The following is a 23,954-nucleotide window of genomic DNA, read 5'->3' as shown; positions in this document are numbered from 1 at the left end:
CATGTTACACTCCCAAGTAGACAGTACCTATGTTAAAATATTCGAACCTAAGATTTGTTATTTGGAAGGTACCCTATATTGCATTTTCCAATTGTACTCACCGAATCACTTACCTTTTTTTATATACGTTTTTGCAGCAAATGCTTATCACGTAAAAATGCAAATTTTGTATAATAAAGTCAACGCTTTGAAATGGTTATTTCCAAACGTTTATATCCTCCTTTATCTTTTCCTTCGCTTTATTAATATATTGAGTGTCGGTTGCACCATAGAGTTTATAAAAATTTGATCTCTTAATTAACCACAAGTAGTATCCCTTGAAAATTCTTGAATATAAGTTGGTCTTAGTAGAAATTGAAAATTTTATGCATTCAATTACTAATGTCCCGCCAATGATTATTGTTAAATTAGATGTAATTGATTTTAATAATAAGATTGATAAGGGTATTAAAACTATAGTAAGAATAACATCTAAGATTTTCACCATATTTTTTGACCTATTAAAAATCTTATCGATATCCATTATTGCCTTATCTAATGCAGCTTGAAACATTGTATTGCCTTGTTTTGTTGTCTCAAACATCTTATCAAGATGGGTTTCAGCAAATTCTTTAATGGACTTATATTCAGGCTGAGAACGAGTAGATTTTAATGATTGTTCATATTTTTTATCTGAATAAGCTTTTATTAAATTTTTAATACTTTCAGTATGAGTAGTATAATGCCTTACTTCATCAATATATGTCAAAACATCTTTGCCATTATATTTAAACTCAGATGTGCGCCTTTTTAGAAATTTATTAAAAGCCTTGTAATCACGCTCATCCTCATTCTCAGAAAGAGCGTTATGCAGAATATATAATTGAGAGGGCAATATTGTTTCCGCTATTTTTTCACTATTCTCTTTGGCCATTATTTGATTTAAAGTACGATCTGTTGTTAAATAGAAAGACTTTATGTCAGAATAATTATAGTCATTATTGCCTCTTAAATGTCTCACAACTAATACATTTTTTGCATCTACTTTTGCAGCAGTCTTAGTGTAATGAGAATGACCATTTAACAATTCCTTTTTTTTATCAAATAATTTTTTTTGCCAATGATCAATCGTTTCTGCCTTTATTTTGACGTCTATCGACTCAATCTCGAACTTTTTAAACAAGCTTCTTAAATCCGCTAACAGCTTCATTTGATATTGTTCAGGAGACTTAACTTCTTTCTTCAGTTTACAATTAGCATAATGGACAATAAATCCATTGTTGAATTCTACTCCCCCTTCTGAAATTAATTCTTCAAGTATTTGAAGTGAGTTGTTCTCAGTTCCGTGTTGTATCTCTACAATACTTGAATTTATTTTCCTAGTGACTTCTTGATATGTTTCTATGCAATATTTGAATTTTATTCCCTGGTGGATACACGATTCTATCAATTTTAATAAACTGTCTTTTCTTTCTTCTCCTCCAACTCCAAGCAATCTGAAAATTATGTTTGAATCTAAACAATATTCCTTACCAAGGAAAATATCTTTGGTGAACTGTTTAACCCCTTTACCAGAAGTTATAATTGCGAATTCAACTGCTTTAAGGAAAACATTAAATAGAGCAATATCTTTTTGATGGTAATTTTCATCCAAAAATTGATTAAATACTTCAATTTCTTCCTTTTTGAATTTATGGTGAAGACTTTTAGGAAGTATAGATTTAATATCACTTAATGTAAAAGAGTTCACATTCTCATATATTGATTCACATAATATATCTAGGATTGAGTCTTTAAAAGTTGGATCTAATGTGTTTTTCTTAATGAATTTCTCTATATAATATTCTATAGAATGATTTAAAACCTTTGAATTAATTTCTTCGTATTTCTCAGATTTCAGTTTTAACAAAACATCGTTAGAACCCGAAACAACTATAAAGTCATCGTTTTTTTCTAAAATTGAATAAAATAAATCAGGCTCAATTTTGATATTTAGTGTGTCGACCAGATAGCGATAGCATTCATCCCTTGAAACTTCAGTATTTCCTTTTTCATATATTAGCTCAAAAATTAAAGAGGTGATAATTGCATTATAATTTTTTGATTTGTTATCATCCATCATGCAATTCAACCTAAAAAGATTGAAAGTTCCTTCCATATAAGAGACTGTTAAATTTTTTTGTTTAAATATATAAAATACATTATATAATATGATGGAATAAAGGATTGAACTACAGCATTCTATTTGGCGATAGAGCCCGAATGAATGAGATTTATGTTATCTTTCTAAAAGATTAGAAAGAATATTAAGATATCATGATTTATAACCGCGGATCATCATGGATTGGCTTAAAAAAATGGCTAGCGCAATGATCTTTATTGAGTAGAATTAGATACGCTATCTTTTTCGGATTGATTGTTTGCTATTTACAAACTTCTGAAGTAAATTTGTATGAACTATAGCCCGGTTCGGTTCCGGAATACAAATGCCGAGTATTTATGGAAATAATCAGAAATTTGGACAAACTGTCGGATGTCCTAACACCGGATGCGATTGTACGCGTGCAGAATGAAGCGTCTAATTATCTAAAGCAAGACAATTTATTTTTTACAGTGTTGTCCTATGAACAGGAAGGCTTGACAGTTAAAGTAGAACAAGACAGACCACTTACTGAAAAGATATACACTTTTGATGAACTGGTTTTTATTGCCAAGGATTTGTTTGGACGGTATATCATCAATGAAGTATTTGCCCATCCACATCCTTATGTAGAATCTCCAGCTGAGGTGGTAAATGGTAAATGGGTGCAGCTCCACATGAACCACTATGAAATAAGACTTAAAAATGTAGCTTTTCAAACGGGTATCGATAAAACCAATCTCTCCGCATGGATCAATGAGAAAAGGCCGATGAGTCGAATCGTAAAGGCAATGTTCTTTAATTTCTTTAAAGTTTACGCCATCAATGATCTGGTGACCAATTTAAGTGGAGAATATAAGGGGTATTATTACATTAAAAAATACTTTGGTATTGAACTTGTTGAAAGACTAGTATCCTTGACCAAACATAAAGATGTAGTGATAACAGAAAGCGGGGAGGATATCAAAATTTTTATTCCTTAATGATAAATGGATTCATTCTCGAATTTTAATAAAAGGCATCTTCGAATGCCTTTTATTGTTTTGGTGGTTGTCGAATTAATTCCACGTTTTCAACGAGGTAACCTAAGCTTATTTGAGGACAAGTCAAAGGAGCAAGCGGAAGTTGGGCAGAGCCCTACTTTATGCCCTCTAAGGTATCGCTAGACGGGTTTCAAGGATCCTCCGGGGATCCTTTGGCGTATTGAAGGCTGTTAGAAGGGTGAAACTAGGATACCACAGGGGATTCCCTCTATATACTATGTTTGGTAAGTTGTAAAAACAGGAGGATAGAGGTTTAGAATGGCGTTATCTTACAGAAGGATTTCCCCTCGCGCATTTTCGGCCTGCAAAACCCCTAACGCTCATTACTCCAATTGGGTTTTACTTTGGTACTTACGGAATTGTCCTCTGCACTAAACGACGGTAAGATGTTTAACGCTTAATGAAGGAGCTCTTTTAGGCTTCTGGCTTCTGGATTTTGCCTCGCCAGTGTTCCCGGTTCAAAATCAAACAATTGTTCCATGAGGACTACTTTTTCGTAAGGAATGTCCTGAACATCATCGACCAGAATCTTCCTATAATTGTGAAATGTGTTTAAGGAAACGCCCAATAGGTTTGGAAGAAGTTGTATTGCTTTACGGTATTGCCATACGTTTAGGTTGTACAAATATTCATTGATCCTGTATTTGCTAATCTGTTCTTTCATAACATTAGTTTTAAGGGTGTAGGTAAGTTAGTTTACGGTTGTGGTATTGCTTACATAGAGTACTGTTTGAGTAATGTCAATCAGATAGATGACCTCTATCAGCTTTTCCAGATACTCTTTCACAAGTACCATTGCACTTCCATCTTCAATAACTTCGTCAATGGTAATCTGACGATAGGCATATTCTACAATCCTGCTCAACATTAACCGCCATTCGTTCAGACTGAGGAAACTGAAAAAATCTTTAAAAAAGCAATGGGTATTTTTGATCTCCTCCTCAGAAAGACTTTTAAAATGGGTGCTTATTAATACATTGTAATAACGGGTGAGGTCTTTTGCACATGGTGAGGCGTTGGACGATTCACAATGGAGTGAGAATCTTGTGCCCTTACAAAAGAAGATGTGTCCAGCTTCTAAAAATTTAAGTAAGCATCGGTATTTATAAAAGTACTCTTCGCTTTTCCCATATTGAGTTGTGCTGCATGCCGAGCGGATCATGTGATGGATTTGTGTGCGAAAGGCTTCTATGTCAATTTCATATCTGCAAAAATCCGCAATGAAGGTGTGAGGGTTTAAGATCTGCTTATCCGTAAGCTGATTGTACCGAAGTTTGTTTTTGTTGCTCATTATTAAAGGGTTTTAATAACAAGCCCCGGACTAAATAATTATCGCAGCTGTTTTTAAATAGGGCTGGTAACTCGCTTAATCTGTTGCAGCTAGGTTCTGGTAAACCACCAAACCTTTCGGAATGGATCTCAGCAACATACATAAGCGAGCACCAGCCCTATTAATTTATAGGGTGGTGGATGCTACACTTACGCTCGCTGAGATTAAATTTACCAGATTTAGCTGCGAGGCTCGTATGCAATCCTAATTTTTCGTGACTAGAATTACAAAAGTATAATATTTAATTAATAACAATTTTTATCAAACTTAGTATTTAGTAATGTAAAACACAAATTAAATAATAAATAACATTAATATATTGACGTAATACATTATTTAAATGAATAATATGATTGTTTCGTGAGTGCTATATTTGTTGTACATCAGTTTATATGAGTAAAATAACTTATAACCGCATTAAGTCAGTATTGGCTGAAAAAAAGAAGACGAACAAGGATTTGGCAGATGCTTTAAAGATCGCACCTGAAACAGTTTCCAGTTGGTGTACAAATTCGGCACAGCCATCTATTAAAAAACTGTTTGAAATCGCCGTTTATTTGGACGTAGAAGCAGGTGATTTATTGGTTTCTTCCAAAAAAGCATAAATTCAGTTATCTATAGATCAGAATGGCAGAAGAAGAGGTTAAAGTACTTTTTCAATTTTACAGTAACGTGCTGGATCAGGAAACCGTTGAAACAATGTGGGCTGTAACTATTGATAAAGAGAAAGGATTGTACAAACTCGATAGTATTCCTTTTTATGCTCCCAGTGTGGCAGCCGATGATATTATATATGCAGAATTTGATGAAGATCAGGAACGGTTAACTTACAGATATACCGTAGAATCTTCTGGAAATTCTACGGTACAGGTTGTGATATTGGATTCTGCAACAGAAACTAATGACATTAGAAGCCTGTTTGATGCTTTAGGTTGTTCTAGTGAGAAAGCCCATGAAGGGTATTTTGTAATTGATGTTCCATTTGCTCTGAATTACACCTCTGTTCAAAATAAACTAACTGAATTACAAGAATCAGGCATTTTAGATTATGCAGAACCGTGTTTATCTGAAAAGCATAGCATCAGCTAAAATTCAGAAAACTTTTCTTCCTCAGTTCATTCATGTCAACACCGACTTTTGTATCCAGAATCTTTGCGTAGTGCTGAGTAGTTCTAATATTGGTATGGCCGAGCATCTTTGATACACTTTCGGTCGGCACTCCATTTAACAGCATTACCGTAGTAGCAAAAGTATGACGGGCAATATGAGAAGTTAGTTTTTTATCAATTCCGAACAGGTCTGCTATTTCTTTCAGTAGGCTAGGCCAACAGCGCTTTGCCACCTTACGGTGGTAAGTCTCTGCTAACCAGCCCCGAACCGTACTTACATGTCTCTATGTATACGGCTCTCCATTGTCAACATAACTTTACTTGTCATAGCTTTTATGGATTAATGCATCACAATCGTGACAGACTGCGAGGGTTTTACGGTGGCGTTTGATCATCACTGCATTCCATCTGGTGTCATCTTTAAGCTGATTGATGTTACGTACGTGATGCATCACGAGGTCTCCCACTACATCGCATAGTTCACACTTTCTCTCTTTGAGCCTTTCCACAAGTGTGGGGGCAGGAAGATACATGGTGTTGGGTGTCTTGTCGTAGTGATTATCCTCGTAGATATCTGTGAAACGTTTACATCTGAATCCACCATTGTACCACACTCTTTGTTTCCCGTTGCCTTTATTATCCCTGTAGGGGATGACCACATCCGTCCCGTCTTTATACTTCTCAAGTATTTGTCCGACGGTTCTTTTGTGCTTACGGCCGAGCGTTTTGAGCATGCTATATTTCATGAAGTAATTGAACTTCCATCCCCAATAGCTGATGTTGTCTGCGATGGAATAGTAGTTGTAGAATCCCCGCAATTCAAGATTGTATTGCGCCATGATATCTGCATCTTGTCTATTCACCATATACTTGCGAGACGAGGGTTTAAGCGTTTGTTTCCTGTCTACTTGTGTGATAAGCACAGCGTTATAGGATTGAAGTCGCTTAAGTACGGTTTCGTAAGATAAATTTAAGACAATTGTTCCTGACCAGGGACGGCGCTGTAGTCCACATTGTGTACGCGTGTGGTCCATAGACCGGCGTGCATTGATTTCGTATCCAAGGAATTTTGCGGGTTCTTGTGCGCTGGTAATCAAAGTCTTCTCTTCAGACATTTCCAATTTGAGTTTTTCACTCATAAAAGTCGTAATATCAGCCTTGATTTTCTCATATTCTCCCTTGCTGCCGATTACTCCGATGAGAAAGTCATCAGCATACCTTATGTACTTCAATCTTCTGAACGTGTCATCCATGTCCCTTGTTGCTGGAATATCCAGCATTTGCTTACGCATTTCGGCCATTTTCAATTTCAGTTCAGCTTTGCGGTTTTCATCCGTTTCCGCTTCCAGTTTCCATCTTAATGCATTTCTCTGATTCCGGTTACGCTGATACTCACTGGTTAGTCTACGTGCTTTGCCTTTATTGAAACTTTCTGCATACTCTTTTACATACTTGTCGAACTTGTCAAGGTAGATGTTAGCCAGGATAGGACTAATGATTCCGCCTTGCGGTGTTCCCGAGTAGGTGTTGTTGTACGTCCAGTTCTCAATATAGCCAGCATTCAGGAACTTACGGATTAAACGAAGGAAACGTTCATCAGAGATACGTTCTCTGAGGATATCGATCATTACATTGTGGTTGATATTGTCAAAGAAGCCTTTGATATCGCCCTCAATGAACCATCGTGTCCCCTTGAATGTAACCTTAATGTCCCTTAATGCCGTGTGGCAGCTTCTGTTGGGACGGAAGCCATGTGACGTGTCTTCAAATTGCCCCTCATAGATGGCTTTCAGAATCATATGTACCACTTCCTGCACGAGTTTATCCTCAAAAGATGGAATGCCCAGCGGGCGTTTCTTTCCATTCTTTTTGGGGATATATACCCGGCGGGCAGGATAAGGCTGATACGATTCGTCTCTCAGACTTGCTACAAGTTTCTGAATGCGGTCAATGCTCATTCTGTCGACGGTTCTGCCGTCGGCGCCCGGCGTCATATTGCCTTGATTGGCATATTTACGCTGATAGGCAATGAAGAACATTTCCTCATTAAACAGAATTCGGTAAAGCCTTTCGTAACGGTAACCCGAATCTTTGCTATGTTCGCATAAAGCGTTTAATACTTGCTCTGGATCTCTCATACGTCTCACACGTTTTCCATAGTTTGTATTAGGTTGACAACTGCTTCCCTTCGCCATGTACAGGGTGTTACCCTGCTCGGACTACTACGGAAGCTCCGTTTCCATATCGGGTATTCAGTATCTTCATACATAGCCTGTTTTCATGGGCATCCCGACTTAGGAAATCCCCGTTTAGTTTCGTAATGACTTTTAGCGCGACAGACTGTCGGATGCGACTTTCGTTCTTTTCTCCGCTTATTGAGGTTGTGCCGTAGCGGTGTTCTATGCTCTCAAAGGCTACCTGTCAAATGAGAGAGCTACGGTGTGACAATACAACTGCCTTTCGTCACAGGTCCAACATGCCCCACTGAACTATCGTTCAGCCAGTATAGGCTTCATCCTTGTGTCTGTCTTTCTCCCCAGCGATGCACTCGCCTTTGGCAATTAAAGCGGCCATGCTGCAACCGACATGCTACACTCCCTATTGGGTTTCCCCTCCAGATAAGTCGGTCGGGAGTAGACTTGGAACCTAGTCTAGTCTCTTGCTAAAGAGACATTCATTACGCAACCTTTACGGGCGCACGGTATTCATTCATCTTTTGGTTGCTGGGTACAGGAAGCAAATTCCCATTATTGATACAGACCTTGTTTTCTGCATACTGATCTATTATGTTAATCGCTGTAGGCAGTAGGGGGATAGCAGAGCGGGTCTTTGTCTTTTGTCTGTTAATGAAAATCCATCGTTCTCCGTCATTGCCTTTTTGAATATGTTCCTGTTTTAATTTGAAAAACATCCACATAGGCCAATCCGGTAAAGCAACAGAAAATAAATACGTCGCGTACCTGCCTTAATCTTTCAGATATAAACTGTTTTGCTGCGATCTGGGAGAGTTCTTCCTGATTGAGGTAATAGCGGTCAACATTCTTTGTTTTTCCCTTGTAAACGATAAATGGATCTTTTTCCATCCAACCCTTTTCTAAACAAAGCCGAAGGATTTTTCCCAGATTCTTGATGTTTTTAACGACATAGTTATTCGCACAATTTTTATCAGATCTTAGATAATGGTCAAAGTCATTTAGAAAGGCCTGATCAATATTCCTGATGTTTATATCAGTTACCCCATATTTTGAAGTGACGAAGGCTGACAAGTGGCTCTCTAATACTTTATAGCGGTTTAAAGTGCCCTGAACATAATCCTTACCAACCAAAGATTTCATCTTCTCATTGTGATCTTTAATTGCTTCCATTAAGGTATGAATGCTATCAGCTTTGCCCAGATACTTGTTTTTAATTGCTTCGGCAGTAATAAACAAACCAGAATTAACTACCGCCTGATGTGCAAGATAAACAGATTTTTGCAATTGATCCAGATATACATTCAGCATCTTAACATCTTCTTTAGATCCAATAACACGCCCAGCCCTGGCATTCCATCGGCCAGGTTCACAATCCCGACTGGTTGCGATTTCCGCACGTTTGCCCTGAACGGTAATTCTCATGTAGATAGGAACGTTGCCGCTGATGTAGTTCTTTTGCTTTTTCAGATAGAAAAGCAGGCTAAAATTAGTTTTCATCATTCAATCATTAAGGGTGAAACAAAATTAGCTTTGCTGCTTAACGTCTACAAGATGTTTAATTTATAACCACCTGTTCAATAGTTGATTATGTCGGATTTGGTGAGTAGGACTGATCTTTAAAACTACTCACCGAATCGCTCACTTTTTATATGCGAATCTGTGCAAGTTTTGTTACCCTTGAAAAAACAAAAACCCTGCTAACATATCGTTTGCAGGGTTTTGTACGTTTTTGATATTGAATCTGGTGATCCCGCTGGGATTCGAACCCAGGACCACTACATTAAAAGTGTAATGCTCTACCAGCTGAGCTACGGAATCTTCTTCGTTGTTTTGAAGAGCGGCAAAGATAGAATTTTAAAATTAAGTTGCCAACCTAATCATGTTAAATTTGAACATTTATTGGCAAAATATTGTAAAGCATTGAAATCCAGCTAAAATGTTTTTGCGTAAAAAACAGAAACAATACCCAGTCTCAAAATTAAAGAGGAAAACAACAGAAAAGCCTGCTTTTCCTCTTTAATAAAATCTCGTTTATTGAAGCTTGTTTACGCCCATTAATTTGCTGCCGCCTTTTAAGCGGAAGTTTTCTTTCGTTACACCGGTTTTTGGATCCAGTTCATATAAACTTGAGAAGCTATCCACAGCATTGTTCGAGATGAAGTATATTTTGCCGTCCGCATGGAACGGTTGCTGGTAGCAGAAGAAGTTGTCTACCGGGATGTTTAACCTCGTCGCTCTTTTAGATACAGCATCGATTGAAGTCCAGTACCAGATGTCATCACGGTATCTCGTTCCATGTGTACCACCGCTGTAATATCCGGCAGGGAGGGAAGAGATCTTTGTATAGATCTTACCATCATAAGCGAATAAAGCATTGAAATCACTTGGGTATTGGTAATCTTTTATGCTCAACTGAAATGTAGCGTCAAAAGCAGTGGAGCCTTTTTTAATCCGGAGAATCTTTGATTCAGGAGTTTGAGTCTTCATATTGCTCACTGCTACTACATACAGATCTCCGGTTACCGCGTCAACATTCCACAGTGGATGATCGCCAAAAAGCCCCAGATTAGATGCTTTACCGTATTGCGTGGTGCTTTCGTATTTCTGACTGGCAATGTCAATCACCGCGATATATACATTTTCATCGTTCGGTACAATCTGCCATGCCGCCGTTCTGGTGCCATATTGAAGGTCCACAAACAGTTTCCCTTCTTTCTCTGCAATCACCAATTGTCCTGCTGCTTCGTAAGAAGCGCCTTTAGTTAAAGCACTCAGGTCGATTTCTCCCGTACGAACCATCGTGGTCGGATTAAAGGTTTGAATTTTCATTCTTCCTCTGGAAGAGTCCCAGTAATAACCTTTATCCGCGCTGCTGATGTGGAAATTTCCTTCTTTCGCATCACTGCTGAAGGGTGTTTCCAGGAATCTACTTTCTATCACAGTTCCCGAAGCATTTACTTCCAGGCGCTGAATGCCCTTTTTAGCGTTACTGTTTAGCTTATAGATGAACTTGCCGAATACACGGCCACCTGCAGCATAACCTAGCTGATAGCCACCTTTAAGACTTGATATTGGAAATTCTCCGGTGGGAAGACCTTGAGAAGGGCTGATTAATCCGGACCAGGTCGCTTCTCCGTTATAAATGATCCAGGTGCTTTTAGGATTTACGGTTGGTGGGGGCGTCACTACTTTAGTTTCCTTCTTGCAAGCAAAGAGGATCGCGCGTATGGCTATAAGTAGAGAAATCTTTGAAATGCAATCTTGCCTGTGCATTGCCAAACAGGGGGGGATTGGCCAGGCGTCCTTTGTATAGCGGTGTCTAGAGTCTAATTTTTTGCAAGAGCTGTTTTATGATCAGGCCGAGGCGACTGTCCTTTCGGATGGTTTCGTTTTAGAAACGACTACTTCTTTAGATCATGAATTTGGAACGATCAGCTATCAGGAAAGCGGATTAGGGATAGGATCTGTGTTAATTTCAAATGCTTTCGTAAAAGGAAGGAGAATCTGTGCTGTTTCGTGGTGTGGTTATTGCTGCTAAATGATTTGAATTATTCTGCTTAAACATTCATTGACATGCTTTTTTAAGTGTTTTCGGGCTTGCTGATTTCCTAATAATTGCTGAATTCAGAAAAAAACTTAGGAATAATTTGGAAATGAAAGTATAATAAGACAAATTTGTGAAAGTAAATGAAACTATTTGAAAGTTTCATTTTATTAAAAGATGCTATTATGAATAGACTTCAATTGATACAGAATTTAGCTGACGGTACCCAATGGGATGTGATCATCATTGGTGGCGGGGCTACAGGTTTAGGTATTGCAATGGATGCGGCCACCCGTGGTTACAAAACTTTGCTGGTAGAACAGGCGGATTATGCCAAGGGAACTTCCAGTAAGGCGACGAAACTGGTACATGGTGGTGTGCGTTATATGGCGCAGGGCGATCTTGGTTTGGTCCGTGAAGCTTGTCATGAGCGGGGATTGTTGTTGAAAAACGCACCTCACCTGACAAAAAACGAAACCTTTGTGATCCCGAACTATTCCTGGTTCAACAATGTGAAGTATACCATAGGATTAAAGTTTTACGATTTATTGGCGGGCAAGCTGAGTCTTGGCGCTTCGAAATACATCAACAAAAAGAAAACCATTGAAGCCTTACCTTCTATCAAACAGGAAGGTTTAAAAGGAGGGGTGGTTTATCATGATGGTCAGTTTGACGATTCCCGTCTGGCGCTGAACATTGCACAGACTGCGATTGAAAACGGAGCAACCGTGCTGAACTACATGAAGGTAGAAGGTTTGCTGAAAGATGCTAAAAAGAAAGTGAACGGGGTTAAAGTGAAAGATATAGAAACCGGCAACAGCTATGAGGCGATTGGAAAGATCGTGATCAATGCGACCGGTGTCTATGTAGACAATATTCTGAAAATGGACAAACCGGAAGCGCCGCATTTGGTGCGTCCGAGTCAGGGGGTGCACATCACCCTGGACCGTTCCTTTATGATCGGTGAAAATGCACTGATGATTCCGGAGACGGATGATGGCAGGGTCCTTTTTGCTGTGCCATGGCACAATAAACTGATTGTCGGTACCACAGATACTTTGGTAGATCATGCCGAACTGGAGCCAAGAGCCCTGGATACAGAGATTGAATTTATCCTTTCTACCGCAGGTAAATACTTTGTTAAAAAACCGCTTCGCTCAGATGTATTGGCTGTGTTTGCGGGCTTGCGTCCATTGGCGGCACCGAAAGCAGAAGGAGCGAAGACTAAAGAAATTTCCAGAAGTCATAAGATCATTGTTTCGGATTCCGGAATGATCACCATTACAGGAGGGAAATGGACTACTTTTCGCCGGATGGCACAGGATACGCTGGACAAGGCGATTGAAAAGAACTTCCTTCCTGCAAAAAAATGTGTAACCGAAGAACTGCACATCCATGGCTACGTGCCGGAACCAAACCGTGCCGATCCTTTACATTTTTACGGCGCTGACATCGCAGGAGTACAAAAGCTGATCAACGAAAATCCGGCCTTGCTGGAAAGATTGGTGCCGGAATATCCATATACCAAAGCCATGGTGGTATGGGCGGTTAGAAATGAATATGCCCGAAGGGTAGAAGATGTTTTAGGCCGTCGTTTCCGTTTGTTGTTCCTGGATGTACATGCCGCAGTTGCAGCAGCTCCGGCGGTTGCCGAAATCATCGCGGAAGAGTTGAAACTGGATCAGGCTTGGGTAGCGCAGGAGTTACAGGACTTTAGCAAACTGGCCAAAACGTATACGCTCGTTTAGTTTTTGAGATTAACCAAATTAAATTTTATACCTAATTAAACCTTATATCATATGAATCCAGACCAAAAATTCATACTCTCGCTAGACCAGGGCACCACGAGCTCCCGTGCCATCATTTTTAACCATGATGGGGAGGTTGTTGCGGTAGCGCAAAAGCCATTTGAACAGATTTTTCCTAAACCGGGATGGGTGGAACATGATGCGAATGAGATCTGGTACTCACAGTCGTCCGTAGCGGCAGAGGTGATCGCGAAATCAGATTTGAACGGACACAACATTGCCGCAATCGGCATCACGAATCAACGCGAAACGACGATTGTATGGGATAAAGAGACGGGAATTCCGGTTTACAATGCAATTGTATGGCAGGACAGAAGAACGGCTAAATACTGCGACGAGCTGAAGGAAAAAGGATGGTCGGATAAGGTAAAGGAAAAAACAGGATTGGTCATTGATGCCTATTTCTCCGGAACTAAGGTAAAATGGATCCTGGACAATGTGAAAGGGGCAAGGGAAAGAGCAGAAAACGGAGAACTTTGTTTCGGTACCGTAGACAGCTGGCTGGTATGGAAATTTACCCGTGGCGCGATGCACATCACCGATGTGTCTAATGCAAGCCGCACCCTGATGTTTAACATCCACACGATGGAATGGGATAAGGAATTGCTGGAACTGTTAACGATTCCGGAAAGCATGCTTCCTGAAGTGAAACAGAGTTCAGAAATCTACGGAGATACGGTTACGACACTTTTTGCCACTAAAATCCCGATTGCAGGTATTGCCGGTGATCAGCAGGCGGCACTATTCGGACAGATGTGTGTGGAGGAAGGGATGACTAAAAATACGTATGGTACAGGATGTTTCATGCTGATGAATACCGGACATAAACCTGTGCTTTCTAAAAATAACCTGCTCACTACAGTGGCCTGGAAAATTGGTGGTAAAGTCACTTATGCGCTGGAAGGTAGTGTTTTCGTAGGTGGTGCGGCAATTCAGTGGTTGCGTGATGGTCTTGGCATTATCCGGACTTCGGCAGAAAGTGAAAAGCTGGCCGCTTCAGTAGAGGACAATGGTGGGGTATATTTTGTACCGGCCTTAACTGGTTTAGGTGCACCTTATTGGGATCAGTATGCCCGTGGCGCGATCTTCGGAATTACGAGAGGTACAACTTCCGCCCACATTACCCGTGCGGCATTGGAAGGCATCGCTTTCCAGGTGCGCGACCTACTGAAAAGCATGGAATCAGACTCCGGAAAGAAATCCACAGAACTTCGTGTAGATGGTGGTGCAGTAGAAAACAATGCATTGATGCAATTCCAGGCGGATATTTTTGGCAGCGATGTAATCCGTCCTAAAGTATTGGAAACGACGGCACTTGGTGCAGCTTACCTGGCCGGACTGGCAGTAGGGTACTGGAAAAGTGTAGACGAGATCAAGAAACAATGGGCGGTGGAAAAGAAATTTGTGCCGGAGATGGACAAAGAAAAAGCGAAAGAACTGCTTCATTACTGGAAAAAAGCGGTAGAAAGGACCATGAACTGGTCGGAAGAATAAGAGAAGAAACCCCTTAAATTTTAATAAAAACGCCTTGCTTTTACGCAGGGAGAGCCGTTCATTTTGAACTGTTTCTCCCTGCGGGGGAAGACTATTGCCTAAAATTTTCAATCCATAACAACCAAAAATAAACACTATGACACCATTTATTGCAGAAATGATTGGTACTATGCTGCTCATTCTATTGGGCGACGGCGTAGTAGCCAATGTGGTCTTAAAAGACACAAAAGGAAATAACAGTGGCTGGATCGTGATCACGACCGCCTGGGCGCTGGCGGTATTTGTTGGGGTAGTGGTGGCGGGACCGTATAGCGGAGCGCACCTGAACCCTGCAGTAACGGTAGCATTGGCCATCAGCGGTGCTTTTCCCTGGGCAGAGGTTCCCGGATACATTGTTGCTCAGTTTTTAGGCGCAATGATGGGTGCTTTTCTGGTATGGCTTACCCATAAGGACCATTTTGACCGTACAGAAGATGCAGGCGCGAAGATGGCGGTCTTTTGCACCGGGCCGGCGATCAGAAATTACGGCATCAATTTCATTTGTGAACTGGTAGGAACCTTTGTATTGGTCTTCACTATTTTTCACATCACGGGAGCGGAAATCGCGAACACCAAACAAGTGGTAGGACTGGGGTCTGTAGGGGCTTTGCCTGTGGCACTGCTGGTTTGGGTGATTGGCCTTTCTCTGGGAGGGACGACAGGATATGCGATTAATCCGGCAAGAGACCTTGGGCCAAGGATCATGCACCTATTGCTTCCGATCAAAAACAAAGCGGGAAACGATTGGGCTTATGCCTGGATTCCGGTAGTTGGACCACTTACAGGAGCTGCACTGGCCGCATTCCTTCATTTGATGTTAAAATAAAGAAATATGAATAGGTTAAAGAATTGTGGGGTAGCTGTTGCTTTGCTGTTGCTATCTGGTCTGACACTTCAGGCACAAGATAGTACCGCCCTGAATCAGAGCGAAAAAACGATTAAAAAATACAAACCTTTTGATGCGAATTTACAGCTTCGGAGCTTGTACATCTGGAGAGGTTTTAAAGTGTCGGATGCGCCGATCTCAGATGTAGACCTGCATTACAAATCCAAAGATGGGAGCTTTCAGGCAGGATTCTGGGGCGGTGCAAGTCTGAACGGAAATTATAAGGAGTTCGACTATTATGTAAGCTATACGAAGAAAGGATTTACGCTGAGTGTCTGGGACATTAACAATTTTAGTGATTTCCCGAATGCGAACCTCTTCAATTATAACAATGGATCGACCTCGCATTTTATTGACGCAGGGATTGCTTACAAATTTGATTTCAAACTGCCGCTAACCTTAAGCTGGAATACGATTGTGGCAGGAAGAGATACCTATGTGAAGGCGAACGGAAAGCGGGCCAATGCGTATTCGAACTATGTGCAGCTGGATCAGGTGCTTTGGCAGGATGAGGAAAACAGCAGCCTGCATGTCTTTGTGGGTGGTGGTTTTGCTTTTGGCCGGGAGAAGAACTTTTATGGCGATCATCCGAACATCGTGAATAGCGGCCTTACTTATAATAAAGACCTGATTTTGTTTAAATACCACCTTCCGGTGGCTGCAACGGCGATGTTTAGTCCGGAGCATAAAACAGGTACACTTCAACTGGTTGCGAATATCTTTTAAAGCGACGGGTTAAATAATTCAGGGGGAAAATGGAGAAAGTATGACCATTTTCCCCTCTTTATTTTGCAAATTTGCAACGTGATTAAAAAACTAAGCTGTCTCCTGCTCCTGTTCTCTTTCCTGTTGGTAAAGAGTGCTCCGCTGTATGCAGCTGTTTTTAGTCAGACGGAACAGGTTGCTGATCAGCAGGAGGAAGAAATTCCTGAGCAAGATCAGAAAGCAGGAGAAAGGGCAGAAGTCCTGGATGAGGATTTTCCAGATCCTGCTATGCTGGCTGTTTCAATGGTTCTTATTGATCCCGTATTTCCTCCTTTTTCCTTTCCTGATATGGCAAAGGTCTACATTACACTGAGCAATCCGCCTCCGGATCTTAAAGGGTAAATCACCCGAAAATACATCCCAATATTCAAGAATTTCTACTTTAATTTATATCTATATGAAATATCCTTTAGCATTTAAAGGTTCTGTATTAGGACTTTTATGGTGTGCTTCTGCAGTAACTGTTCAGGCACAAAAAATTGACGAGAGCGCGTTAAAAGTAAATGTCGACAAGATCGGTCATTCTACCGAGCAGTTGAAAAAACTGGAACCGGTGACCTTTAAATACGATACCAAAAAATACAATTTCCTGAAACTTCCGGCGGGACAGCAGTACGGCTTTTTAGCGAGTAATGTACAATCGGAGTTCCCGGCAATGGTTTATGAAAGTGCGAAGAGCTATCCTGCAGGAAAGAACGATTCGAAGATCATGCGCTACAATGAGGTGGAAACCGCACAGCTGATTCCGGTATTGGTGGCTGCAATTAAAGAACAGCAGGCCGAGATTGAGCTGTTAAAGAAAGAAGTGACCCTCTTGAAAGAGAAATCCAAATAATAGTTTTTTTTAGTTTTGATACAGTGAAAAGGCCATCTTCGGATGGCTTTTTTATTGGAGAGGAGCCAGGGCGACGAGCATCATTTCTTTTTCCTTACCCCTCAGCTTAATCGAGCCCAAAGTCTGCAGGGTGTAATTGCTGGTGATGCCAAGTTCCGTGATCAGGTCTGCAGAGGCAATGATTTCCTGGTTAAACTCTTTACAAAGGCTTTGGATTCTGGAAGTGGTATTGAGCACATCGCCGGAATAGGTGATGTCTCTTTTAATGATCCCGATTTCTCCGGCAATGACCTTTCCGCAATGAATCCCTGCTTTAAAGGCGGGAAGCACCCCATAAAGATTTAGGTATTTCTCCCGGAGGCTGTTGATCTGTGTTTTGATGTCGAAAAAGCAATTGATGCATTTGCCGTTTTCAATGCCATCTTCATATTTCCAGGCCACGACTACTTCATCTCCAACATATTGATAGATTTCGCCCTTATTGTCGATGATGGGATTGGTAATGTCGCTGAAGAAGTCTTTTAACAACTCATGGTATTTCTGGTCGCCGAGTTTTTCGGCGATACTAGTGGAGGAATTGATGTCCAGAAACATGAAGATTCTGCGCTCTTCTTTTGGGATATTGTATTTTCCGCGGATGATGTCCCAGAAAATGCCATGGCCAAACTTGCTGTTGATCTGTATGAGGAATTGAGTGATGGCCACTATGACGGACCATACCAATCCGTTTTTAGCCATTCTGAGCAGGTCAGGCTTACCCATCAAGGTGAGGATGACGTTGATGATGATAATGATAAGAATGAAGGAAAGGGTTACAGCAATAACGGTATAGGCATAGGATTTATCCTGGTATTTGACATTGATGTAAAAGACCAGGACACTGCCGCCAACTATGGCTCCGAAGAGTCCGGCGCCCATATTTATAGCAAGCGCTATTGGAAAAGAATAGCCAGGGGCGGGCCCCTGTGCACTATGGGTCATCAGTACGAGGTGATCATATAGGGCAATGATAAAACCGATGATCATCCAGGAAACGATGATGATGCAAAGTTGTTTTATCTTGAACTGCATTCTTCTGTTCATGGCCATGAAATGTGCTGCCTTTGTTTTTGGTTAATTTAAATTTACACAAAGGGAAGCAAAGAACAACTAAATTATTGTCCCCTGGACTTGTAGGACTTGACCAATATGGATTTCTTATTGATGATTTTGTATTCTTCGTAATGGGTGGCATTGTCGTTTTCGAAATCACTTACTTTTTTTATGAGGTAGAACTTGCCATCCAGCCATTTGTAGCTGTGTGTGGATTCATTGCCGCTTCCATCTGCATAGTTTTTCAGGATCAGCTTGTTTTTAGCATCAAAACTTAAAACTTCCAGTTCTTCGAGTTCCGGACTGCGGATGTATTTCTTTTGAATCGGGTGGTAGAGGTAATACAGATAAGCGATATCTCCTTTTGTTTGCTCGGGCAGGTAGGTTTGTATCTTTAGGTCCAGTAAGCCGTCGAAATTTAGGTCTTCGAGTTCCAGTTCCGCGGTTCTGTCATAGATGTATTCATCAAAGCCTTTTAAGGATTGAATCAAACTTCCTTTTTCATTAAAGATATCCAGTCCTTTGATCTTGTCAATTTTCCAATCCGGGTAGTTGACCGTAGATTTATCGATGGTATATTGTGAGAATTTGTACCTGTGTTTGATTGGGTTATAAGCTTGTTTGTTTTCCCGGCAAACTAAGGAAGCCGCAAGTTTTTTATCTGCTTTCGCATTTGCCCATACCCCGGATAATTCCCAGTTTTTACCCATTTCCAGGGTGAGATAGCCCGATATGGTCGTGATTAGCTTTTCGTTTTTTACCGTGTAGTTAACTTCAGTGAGGGTAAGGGTATTGTTGTTTAAGGTTCCTTTTAAATGGATCGCGTTGTTACTCCCGCTTTTGGTATAGTAATAACTTCCGCTGATGGAATCTTTGCCAGCATAGCTGGTAATGGTCATTTCTATAGGATACTTGTCGATTTTTCCACTAAAATGACGGGTAATGGCAATGCTGGATTTCTGTGCCTGGCCTGTGAGTACGAAAAAAGTAAGGGTTAATAGTAGGGATGATGTTATTCTCATTTATTGCTGAATTTTAATGCTTCCCTGCCGGAGTTTTTGTTGCTGTTTTTTTTAAAGCAGGGAAGGCCGAAAGGTAGCAAATTTGAGCGGTATTAGCTATCGGAACCGGAGCATTTGCCCCGATCCCGGTACTTAGATCGGCTACTTATTTGACTTCCTGCATATTATCGCTTTGGTCTTGATCCAGCACATAACCATAAGGGTCGATCCCTGTTGATTTGGGCTTTTTATTAAGAACAATGGTCATGATCGTTTCTTTTTTATTGAAATGGTGTTTCTGAAGATAGAAAGGGTTTGGACGTTGGTCCCAGCTTCCTGGCTGATGCTCAAAAAAGGCGATGCCAAAATCTTCATTGACCGATAACGCTTTTTGCCCGGATGCCTGTAACTCGTTTTTATCAATGTTGACCTGTAGGGTAACGCGGTATCGGCCATCTTTTAACGGTTTACAATTTAAGGCTTTGATTTTTAACGAATAAGTGATGACTTTCCTCAGGGCTTCGTCGATGACCTGCTTCTGGGGCGCTGAAGCGCCGAGTTGCAACTCCTGTATCAGGTCCTCAGCCAGGGCTTTTCTTCCCGGAGCGCTATGTTTATCAAGCAGCCTGCGTAAAGCTGCACTGAGCTGTTCCTCTCCAATGGCTTCAGAAATTGCATACAGGCTGAGTCCTCCTTTCTGGTAACGGACAAAGGCCTGGTCTGAAGTTATGGCCAGAGGTAGCTCCTGATCAGACATATTGCGCATGTTGAAATACAATAGATTATCCGCTTTTAAGTATGGACTTAAATAAGCTTTTCCAAAACGATGCTCTACGACTTTGGCTTCTGTATATTTTGCCAATGACTCCGTAAGGAAAGCCGCGCCCGGAGCGTTGGCAGGAGAAAGCTGATGTGCCCACCATTGATGTGCCGTCTCATGTGCTGTGGTTGCATAGGTATAATTCACCTTGGAAGTATCACGGTAATCGCTTAGAAATATGATTTTTTCGGAGCCGAACAAGACCCCCGGATAGGCTGTTGCAGCACCACGATATTGCGGGATTTCTGCAAAAACAAGCTGTTTTAAAGGGTAGGGGCTGAAATGCTGGTTTCCATAGTCCAGCGCATCTTTCATGCCCTGCAGGATGGCTGGAACATTATATTCATGTCCTTCCTGATAAAATACCTTTAGCTCCATGCCTTTGTACAGTGCTTTTGTTTGGCTGTACTTTGCCGAGCTGAAAGCCAGCATAAAGTTAACCGGTTTTTCGGTTTTATAATGGAAATACCTGCGTTTGTTCGCCGTCCAACTGTGCTGTAAAGTGCCTACGCTGACTACATACTGATCCGGAAGCGTAGAAATCGTACTCTCATAATCGATTAAATGGTACTGTTGATCTGGAATATTCGCCATGGACTGCATTTCCGGTAACCCTGCTTTTTTCCTGGCAATGGCATCATCATTTTCAATTCCGCTGTTATAACCAACTGAGGGCAGGTATTTCTCCAATTCAATATAACTTCCGTTTTTGAGCAGGGAGTTTTCATTGTTAAAAGGCATAAATCCGGTACGGATAACTTCCATAGAAAAGGACATCTTTAAGCTTGTCCCGGGTAATAAGGGCTGTTTCAAAGAAATCCAGTATTGGTCAAATTCATCATCATGGACCTGTTTGGCCTCGGTTTCGATGTTGAAGCTTGCCTTATGCACCTCCTGATCTATGCTTAGCCAGATCTTTGAAATCGGCTTTTCAGATTCATTCTTCATCAGGTAACTGCCGCTGACCGTATATTTTTGATCCTCCGGATAAAGGGCGATCTGGGTTTTTACAGCGGTGATGACCGGCTGGGGAAGGCTATCCAGCGCTTTATACTTTTTTTCATAACGCAATTGCCAGTCCTGCTGTGCCTGACTGCTTTTGTATTTTCCAATGATGTTCGTCTGCTGGTAAATGTAAACTCCCGAGCCGAGCCATACGGCCAGGCTTAGGGCGAAAACCAACCGGCCTGTTTTTGTCCAGTGTTTTCCGATGGACTTTATGCGTTCCTTAAAACTATGTTGCCGGCCATTCTGCCACATGGAAATGGCCAGGAGAGACAGCATCAAGGCAAAAGCGGTCCAGTAGACCATATACCAGTTGAAAGCCATCGCATAATGCCCAAAGCCGTTTAGTTTGGAATATTCCAGACGGGGCACACTTGCATAACGCAACAGGTAATGTTCAATTCCTATACTTCGGCTAAATGAAATCAATCCGGCAACACAGAGGTTGACCATCATGCCCAGGTATTTGTTGGGGATTAAGGTCTGGATGAATACCGCCAGCAATGCAAATAAGAATAAAGGCACACCCGAGTAATAGTACAAAGAAAGGTAAGCCGGCAGGTCAATGTTCAACTGTCCATTGAAAAGGGGTGTGGCTACCCCAATGCCAATATTGAGGCTGATGATGGCCAGGACCATCAGCCCAAGCGTAACTGCCTTGGAAGCCCAGAAAATCAGGTTTGGCGCAGGACTGCTGTAAACCAGGGATTGTATATTGACACTGCGTTCCCGGCAGATGAGTTCAGCAGCATAAAAGACGATCAGTAACATTGCCGGACGAACCGCCATCAGCTGTTCTACGATGATTTCAGCGACAGGATAGGAATGGATGTCGTAGAACCCGCTGAAAAGATGGTCCTTTAGCTCTATCGTCATCAGGAAGGCCCAGATCAGTAACATCAGAAAAAAAGGAAGGTGTTTGAATACTGCGCTGATTTCCAGTTGGAGTTGTTGCCGGAATGCCGCCTGATAATAGCTGTTGCCCGAGGGCTGGACCCGATGCCTTCTGTACCAGACCTTTTCCACCGCTCCGGTTATTGTCTTTGTACCTTTGCTTTTCACCGCTGAGGAAGCGCGAAATTTGAAATAGCGATAGCTGATCGCCAAAAGTAACAACGCAACTCCGGTCCAGGCCAGGCGGTTCAGCAGAAAATCGCCCTGAAGTCCAAAGAGCTGTCCATTGCGCTGGGCGGTGGTCCAGGAACGTGTTTCCTGAAAAAACGGCGCCAGTCCGAAAGGGTCCGCTAAGACCGTCAACAGATCCGGCTCTGTCAGCTTTAGTGCGGAATTGGCAATTAAGGGTGAGTTTCCGAGAATGGAGCCCAGTAAGTATAACACATACAGCAGCACTCCGGATACATAAACCAGTTTCACATTTCTGCTCAGGATGGCCACTGCAAAAAGGAGACTGCTGATCAATACTACTGTTGGTAATGCAAGTACAAAAAGTGGTTGCAGGAAATATACCGGATTAAAGGGGCCAAGCTGAGCCGGATTCTGGAACAGGGAAGCCGTAAATAGCCCCAGTACTGCAATGGCCAGGATCATAAATACGGAAATGATAAGTCCCAGAATTCTGATCGTGAAATAAGGCAGGCGTTTGATGCCTGTAGTAAACAAGAGGGATTCCATTTTATACGTGGTATCTCTCAGCACCACATTTGCGCAGAACAATGTGCTTACAAAAATGGAGAACAAAGCCAGTAAGCCCACCATCGTACTGACCACATAAGGTGCATTTTTATGTACTTCTTCACTGCCGAAACTCAAGGTCGTGGATAGGAGTCCCAATATAAAAAACAGGAGGACCGCAATCTTAAACGTAATCTGGCTAAAGTGGTACTTCAACTCAAACCAAAGCATGGGCCTTAACATGATGTACCTTCCTTTCCGGCTCCCTGCGCGCCAAACAAGGCAGAAAAATAAACCTCTTCCATCCCTGGATAGAAAGGTTCAAATCCTGTGTCCGGGCAACTTTCTGCCAATACATGCAATTGTGTTTTGCCCATTAAGCTTCGGGTGGAGATCACGTTTAACGATGATTGATAGATTTTAGATACCTCTTTGGAGACCGTTTTGCGCCATACCTGTCCCTTTAGGGTTTCTGTCAATTCTGCCGGTTTGCCCTGAAGGATCACCTTCCCCTGGGCCATCACCGCCATTTCAGGGCAAAGGTCTTTTACATCCTCCACGATATGGGTGGAAAGCAGGACCACCACCTGTTCCCCGATTTCGCTCAGGAGGTCATGAAAGCGGTTGCGTTCCTGTGGATCCAGTCCTGCGGTAGGTTCATCTACGATGATCAGCTGTGGATTTCCCAACAGGGCCTGTGCAATGCCAAAGCGTTGTTTCATCCCTCCGGAGAAGGTGCTGACGAATTGTTTACGAACCTCATATAGATTGGTTTGCTGTAATAAGGCCATCACCTGTTGTGTTCGCTCTCTTTTGTTGAGTAAACCTTTTAACAGTGCGAGGTGGTCCAGTAAATCCATGGCGGAAATTCGGGGATAGACACCAAAATCCTGTGGCAGGTAGCCCAGCTGACTGCGCAGTTCCTGGGGATGAAGGTGAATATCTGTTCCGGAAAATAATACCTGCCCGCTGTCAGGACGTTGCAGGGTGGCCAGGGTTCGCATTAAGGAGGATTTGCCTGCGCCGTTAGGTCCCAGAAGCCCGAATAAGCCGTTTGAAATATTTAGGGAAACGTGGTCTAAAGCTTTGATCCCTTTGCTATAGCTCTTATTGAGCCCGATGATTTGTAATCTGTACATAATCGTGTTGGTATGAATTGGATGTAAATTAGCAGGGCTGGGAAGGCCGAGCAATTATAAGTGAGGAAGGAGGGAAGTGTCGTGATGAACGGCCATTA

Annotated in this window: 20 protein-coding genes, 1 tRNA gene and 1 pseudogene; 10 read left to right on the top strand and 12 right to left on the bottom strand. The window is 41.8% G+C overall.

Annotated features, from left to right (window positions below):
- Positions 1 to 196: 196 nt before the first annotated feature.
- Positions 197 to 2,137 carry a hypothetical protein gene (locus AAFF35_RS16435; protein ID WP_342327612.1) on the bottom strand — a complete coding sequence of 647 codons (1,941 nt, stop codon included), beginning with the start codon at positions 2,135 to 2,137 and terminating at the stop codon, positions 197 to 199.
- Positions 2,138 to 2,478: 341 nt separating this feature from the next.
- Between AAFF35_RS16435 and AAFF35_RS16430 the strand changes: the two genes are divergently transcribed.
- Positions 2,479 to 3,102 (top strand): hypothetical protein, encoded by a 624-nt coding sequence (locus AAFF35_RS16430; RefSeq protein ID WP_342327611.1) that lies wholly within the window; start codon positions 2,479 to 2,481, stop codon positions 3,100 to 3,102.
- Positions 3,103 to 3,559: 457 nt separating this feature from the next.
- On the opposite strand, the gene AAFF35_RS16425 is transcribed toward AAFF35_RS16430, so the two are convergent.
- On the bottom strand, positions 3,560 to 3,826 hold the full coding sequence (locus AAFF35_RS16425; RefSeq protein WP_342327610.1) for a hypothetical protein: 267 nt from the start codon (positions 3,824 to 3,826) through the stop codon (positions 3,560 to 3,562).
- Between the two features lie 27 nt (positions 3,827 to 3,853).
- Positions 3,854 to 4,453, bottom strand: a complete 600-nt coding sequence (locus tag AAFF35_RS16420; protein ID WP_342327609.1) for a hypothetical protein — start codon at positions 4,451 to 4,453, stop codon at positions 3,854 to 3,856.
- A gap of 431 nt (positions 4,454 to 4,884) precedes the next feature.
- Between AAFF35_RS16420 and AAFF35_RS16415 the strand changes: the two genes are divergently transcribed.
- Complete coding sequence (locus AAFF35_RS16415) at positions 4,885 to 5,097, top strand: helix-turn-helix transcriptional regulator (protein ID WP_342327608.1); 213 nt, start codon at positions 4,885 to 4,887, stop codon at positions 5,095 to 5,097.
- Positions 5,098 to 5,119: 22 nt separating this feature from the next.
- A complete protein-coding gene (locus tag AAFF35_RS16410; RefSeq protein ID WP_342327606.1) occupies positions 5,120 to 5,581 on the top strand; it encodes a DUF4265 domain-containing protein in 462 nt (153 codons plus the stop codon).
- Here the strand turns inward: AAFF35_RS16410 and AAFF35_RS16405 are convergent.
- From AAFF35_RS16405 to AAFF35_RS16385, 5 genes and pseudogenes are all read right to left on the bottom strand, one after another.
- Positions 5,574 to 5,813 (bottom strand): annotated as a pseudogene (locus AAFF35_RS16405) (tyrosine-type recombinase/integrase); the annotation flags it as partial. The gene AAFF35_RS16410 and the pseudogene AAFF35_RS16405 sit on opposite strands and share 8 nt — an antisense overlap.
- A gap of 105 nt (positions 5,814 to 5,918) precedes the next feature.
- Positions 5,919 to 7,739 carry a reverse transcriptase domain-containing protein gene (locus AAFF35_RS16400; protein ID WP_342327605.1) on the bottom strand — a complete coding sequence of 607 codons (1,821 nt, stop codon included), beginning with the start codon at positions 7,737 to 7,739 and terminating at the stop codon, positions 5,919 to 5,921.
- Positions 7,740 to 8,468: 729 nt separating this feature from the next.
- Complete coding sequence (locus tag AAFF35_RS16395) at positions 8,469 to 9,296, bottom strand: site-specific integrase (RefSeq protein ID WP_342327604.1); 828 nt, start codon at positions 9,294 to 9,296, stop codon at positions 8,469 to 8,471.
- Between the two features lie 242 nt (positions 9,297 to 9,538).
- Positions 9,539 to 9,614, bottom strand: a tRNA-Lys gene (locus tag AAFF35_RS16390).
- A gap of 213 nt (positions 9,615 to 9,827) precedes the next feature.
- The gene (locus AAFF35_RS16385) at positions 9,828 to 11,069 is read right to left on the bottom strand and encodes a hypothetical protein (protein ID WP_342327602.1); all 1,242 of its coding nucleotides are present in this window, start codon (positions 11,067 to 11,069) and stop codon (positions 9,828 to 9,830) included.
- A 61-nt stretch (positions 11,070 to 11,130) separates the two neighbouring features.
- Here AAFF35_RS16385 and AAFF35_RS16380 point away from each other — a divergent pair, with 61 nt between their 5' ends.
- The 7 genes from AAFF35_RS16380 to AAFF35_RS16350 all read left to right on the top strand — a co-directional run bounded on the left by AAFF35_RS16380 (position 11,131) and on the right by AAFF35_RS16350 (position 17,167).
- Complete coding sequence (locus AAFF35_RS16380) at positions 11,131 to 11,334, top strand: hypothetical protein (RefSeq protein WP_342327601.1); 204 nt, start codon at positions 11,131 to 11,133, stop codon at positions 11,332 to 11,334.
- A gap of 191 nt (positions 11,335 to 11,525) precedes the next feature.
- Positions 11,526 to 13,088, top strand: a complete 1,563-nt coding sequence (locus AAFF35_RS16375; protein ID WP_342327600.1) for a glycerol-3-phosphate dehydrogenase/oxidase — start codon at positions 11,526 to 11,528, stop codon at positions 13,086 to 13,088.
- 51 nt (positions 13,089 to 13,139) lie between these two features.
- Entirely contained in the window at positions 13,140 to 14,642 is a 1,503-nt protein-coding gene (glpK, locus tag AAFF35_RS16370) for a glycerol kinase GlpK (protein ID WP_342327599.1), read from the top strand.
- 136 nt (positions 14,643 to 14,778) lie between these two features.
- Positions 14,779 to 15,507 (top strand): MIP/aquaporin family protein, encoded by a 729-nt coding sequence (locus AAFF35_RS16365; RefSeq protein ID WP_342327598.1) that lies wholly within the window; start codon positions 14,779 to 14,781, stop codon positions 15,505 to 15,507.
- 6 nt (positions 15,508 to 15,513) lie between these two features.
- Positions 15,514 to 16,293: a hypothetical protein gene (locus AAFF35_RS16360; RefSeq protein ID WP_342327597.1), complete on the top strand. Its 780-nt coding sequence runs from the start codon at positions 15,514 to 15,516 to the stop codon at positions 16,291 to 16,293.
- Between the two features lie 78 nt (positions 16,294 to 16,371).
- Entirely contained in the window at positions 16,372 to 16,674 is a 303-nt protein-coding gene (locus AAFF35_RS16355) for a hypothetical protein (RefSeq protein ID WP_342327596.1), read from the top strand.
- Between the two features lie 55 nt (positions 16,675 to 16,729).
- Positions 16,730 to 17,167, top strand: a complete 438-nt coding sequence (locus AAFF35_RS16350; protein ID WP_342327595.1) for a tail fiber domain-containing protein — start codon at positions 16,730 to 16,732, stop codon at positions 17,165 to 17,167.
- 51 nt (positions 17,168 to 17,218) lie between these two features.
- Here AAFF35_RS16350 and AAFF35_RS16345 read toward each other — a convergent pair whose 3' ends face one another.
- The 4 genes from AAFF35_RS16345 to AAFF35_RS16330 all read right to left on the bottom strand — a co-directional run bounded on the left by AAFF35_RS16345 (position 17,219) and on the right by AAFF35_RS16330 (position 23,856).
- Positions 17,219 to 18,250, bottom strand: coding sequence for an adenylate/guanylate cyclase domain-containing protein (locus AAFF35_RS16345; protein ID WP_342327594.1), 1,032 nt, complete (start codon positions 18,248 to 18,250; stop codon positions 17,219 to 17,221).
- 71 nt (positions 18,251 to 18,321) lie between these two features.
- A complete protein-coding gene (locus AAFF35_RS16340; RefSeq protein ID WP_342327593.1) occupies positions 18,322 to 19,281 on the bottom strand; it encodes a hypothetical protein in 960 nt (319 codons plus the stop codon).
- Between the two features lie 145 nt (positions 19,282 to 19,426).
- Positions 19,427 to 22,960, bottom strand: coding sequence for a M1 family aminopeptidase (locus AAFF35_RS16335; protein ID WP_342327592.1), 3,534 nt, complete (start codon positions 22,958 to 22,960; stop codon positions 19,427 to 19,429).
- Positions 22,954 to 23,856 (bottom strand): ABC transporter ATP-binding protein, encoded by a 903-nt coding sequence (locus AAFF35_RS16330; RefSeq protein ID WP_342327591.1) that lies wholly within the window; start codon positions 23,854 to 23,856, stop codon positions 22,954 to 22,956. Before AAFF35_RS16330 ends, AAFF35_RS16335 begins: the two co-directional genes overlap by 7 nt.
- Positions 23,857 to 23,954 lie beyond the last annotated feature (98 nt).

The organism is Pedobacter sp. FW305-3-2-15-E-R2A2, assembly GCF_038446955.1.
Classification (GTDB): Bacteria; Bacteroidota; Bacteroidia; order Sphingobacteriales; family Sphingobacteriaceae; genus Pedobacter.
This window is presented reverse-complemented; position numbering and strand designations above follow the sequence as displayed.

Excerpts from the sequence above, each read along its gene's own strand:
- AAFF35_RS16425 (WP_342327610.1), bottom strand. The coding sequence starts at position 3,826 with ATGAAAGAACAGATTAGCAAATACAGGATCAATGAATATTTGTACAAC.
- AAFF35_RS16340 (WP_342327593.1), bottom strand. The coding sequence starts at position 19,281 with ATGAGAATAACATCATCCCTACTATTAACCCTTACTTTTTTCGTACTC.
- AAFF35_RS16400 (WP_342327605.1), bottom strand. The coding sequence starts at position 7,739 with ATGAGAGATCCAGAGCAAGTATTAAACGCTTTATGCGAACATAGCAAA.
- AAFF35_RS16435 (WP_342327612.1), bottom strand. The coding sequence starts at position 2,137 with ATGGAAGGAACTTTCAATCTTTTTAGGTTGAATTGCATGATGGATGAT.
- AAFF35_RS16415 (WP_342327608.1), top strand. The coding sequence starts at position 4,885 with ATGAGTAAAATAACTTATAACCGCATTAAGTCAGTATTGGCTGAAAAA.
- AAFF35_RS16360 (WP_342327597.1), top strand. The coding sequence starts at position 15,514 with ATGAATAGGTTAAAGAATTGTGGGGTAGCTGTTGCTTTGCTGTTGCTA.
- AAFF35_RS16420 (WP_342327609.1), bottom strand. The coding sequence starts at position 4,453 with ATGAGCAACAAAAACAAACTTCGGTACAATCAGCTTACGGATAAGCAG.
- AAFF35_RS16430 (WP_342327611.1), top strand. The coding sequence starts at position 2,479 with ATGGAAATAATCAGAAATTTGGACAAACTGTCGGATGTCCTAACACCG.
- AAFF35_RS16345 (WP_342327594.1), bottom strand. The coding sequence starts at position 18,250 with ATGAACAGAAGAATGCAGTTCAAGATAAAACAACTTTGCATCATCATC.
- AAFF35_RS16375 (WP_342327600.1), top strand. The coding sequence starts at position 11,526 with ATGAATAGACTTCAATTGATACAGAATTTAGCTGACGGTACCCAATGG.
- AAFF35_RS16350 (WP_342327595.1), top strand. The coding sequence starts at position 16,730 with ATGAAATATCCTTTAGCATTTAAAGGTTCTGTATTAGGACTTTTATGG.
- AAFF35_RS16395 (WP_342327604.1), bottom strand. The coding sequence starts at position 9,296 with ATGATGAAAACTAATTTTAGCCTGCTTTTCTATCTGAAAAAGCAAAAG.
- AAFF35_RS16365 (WP_342327598.1), top strand. The coding sequence starts at position 14,779 with ATGACACCATTTATTGCAGAAATGATTGGTACTATGCTGCTCATTCTA.
- AAFF35_RS16335 (WP_342327592.1), bottom strand. The coding sequence starts at position 22,960 with ATGTTAAGGCCCATGCTTTGGTTTGAGTTGAAGTACCACTTTAGCCAG.
- AAFF35_RS16330 (WP_342327591.1), bottom strand. The coding sequence starts at position 23,856 with ATGTACAGATTACAAATCATCGGGCTCAATAAGAGCTATAGCAAAGGG.
- AAFF35_RS16410 (WP_342327606.1), top strand. The coding sequence starts at position 5,120 with ATGGCAGAAGAAGAGGTTAAAGTACTTTTTCAATTTTACAGTAACGTG.
- glpK (WP_342327599.1), top strand. The coding sequence starts at position 13,140 with ATGAATCCAGACCAAAAATTCATACTCTCGCTAGACCAGGGCACCACG.
- AAFF35_RS16385 (WP_342327602.1), bottom strand. The coding sequence starts at position 11,069 with ATGCACAGGCAAGATTGCATTTCAAAGATTTCTCTACTTATAGCCATA.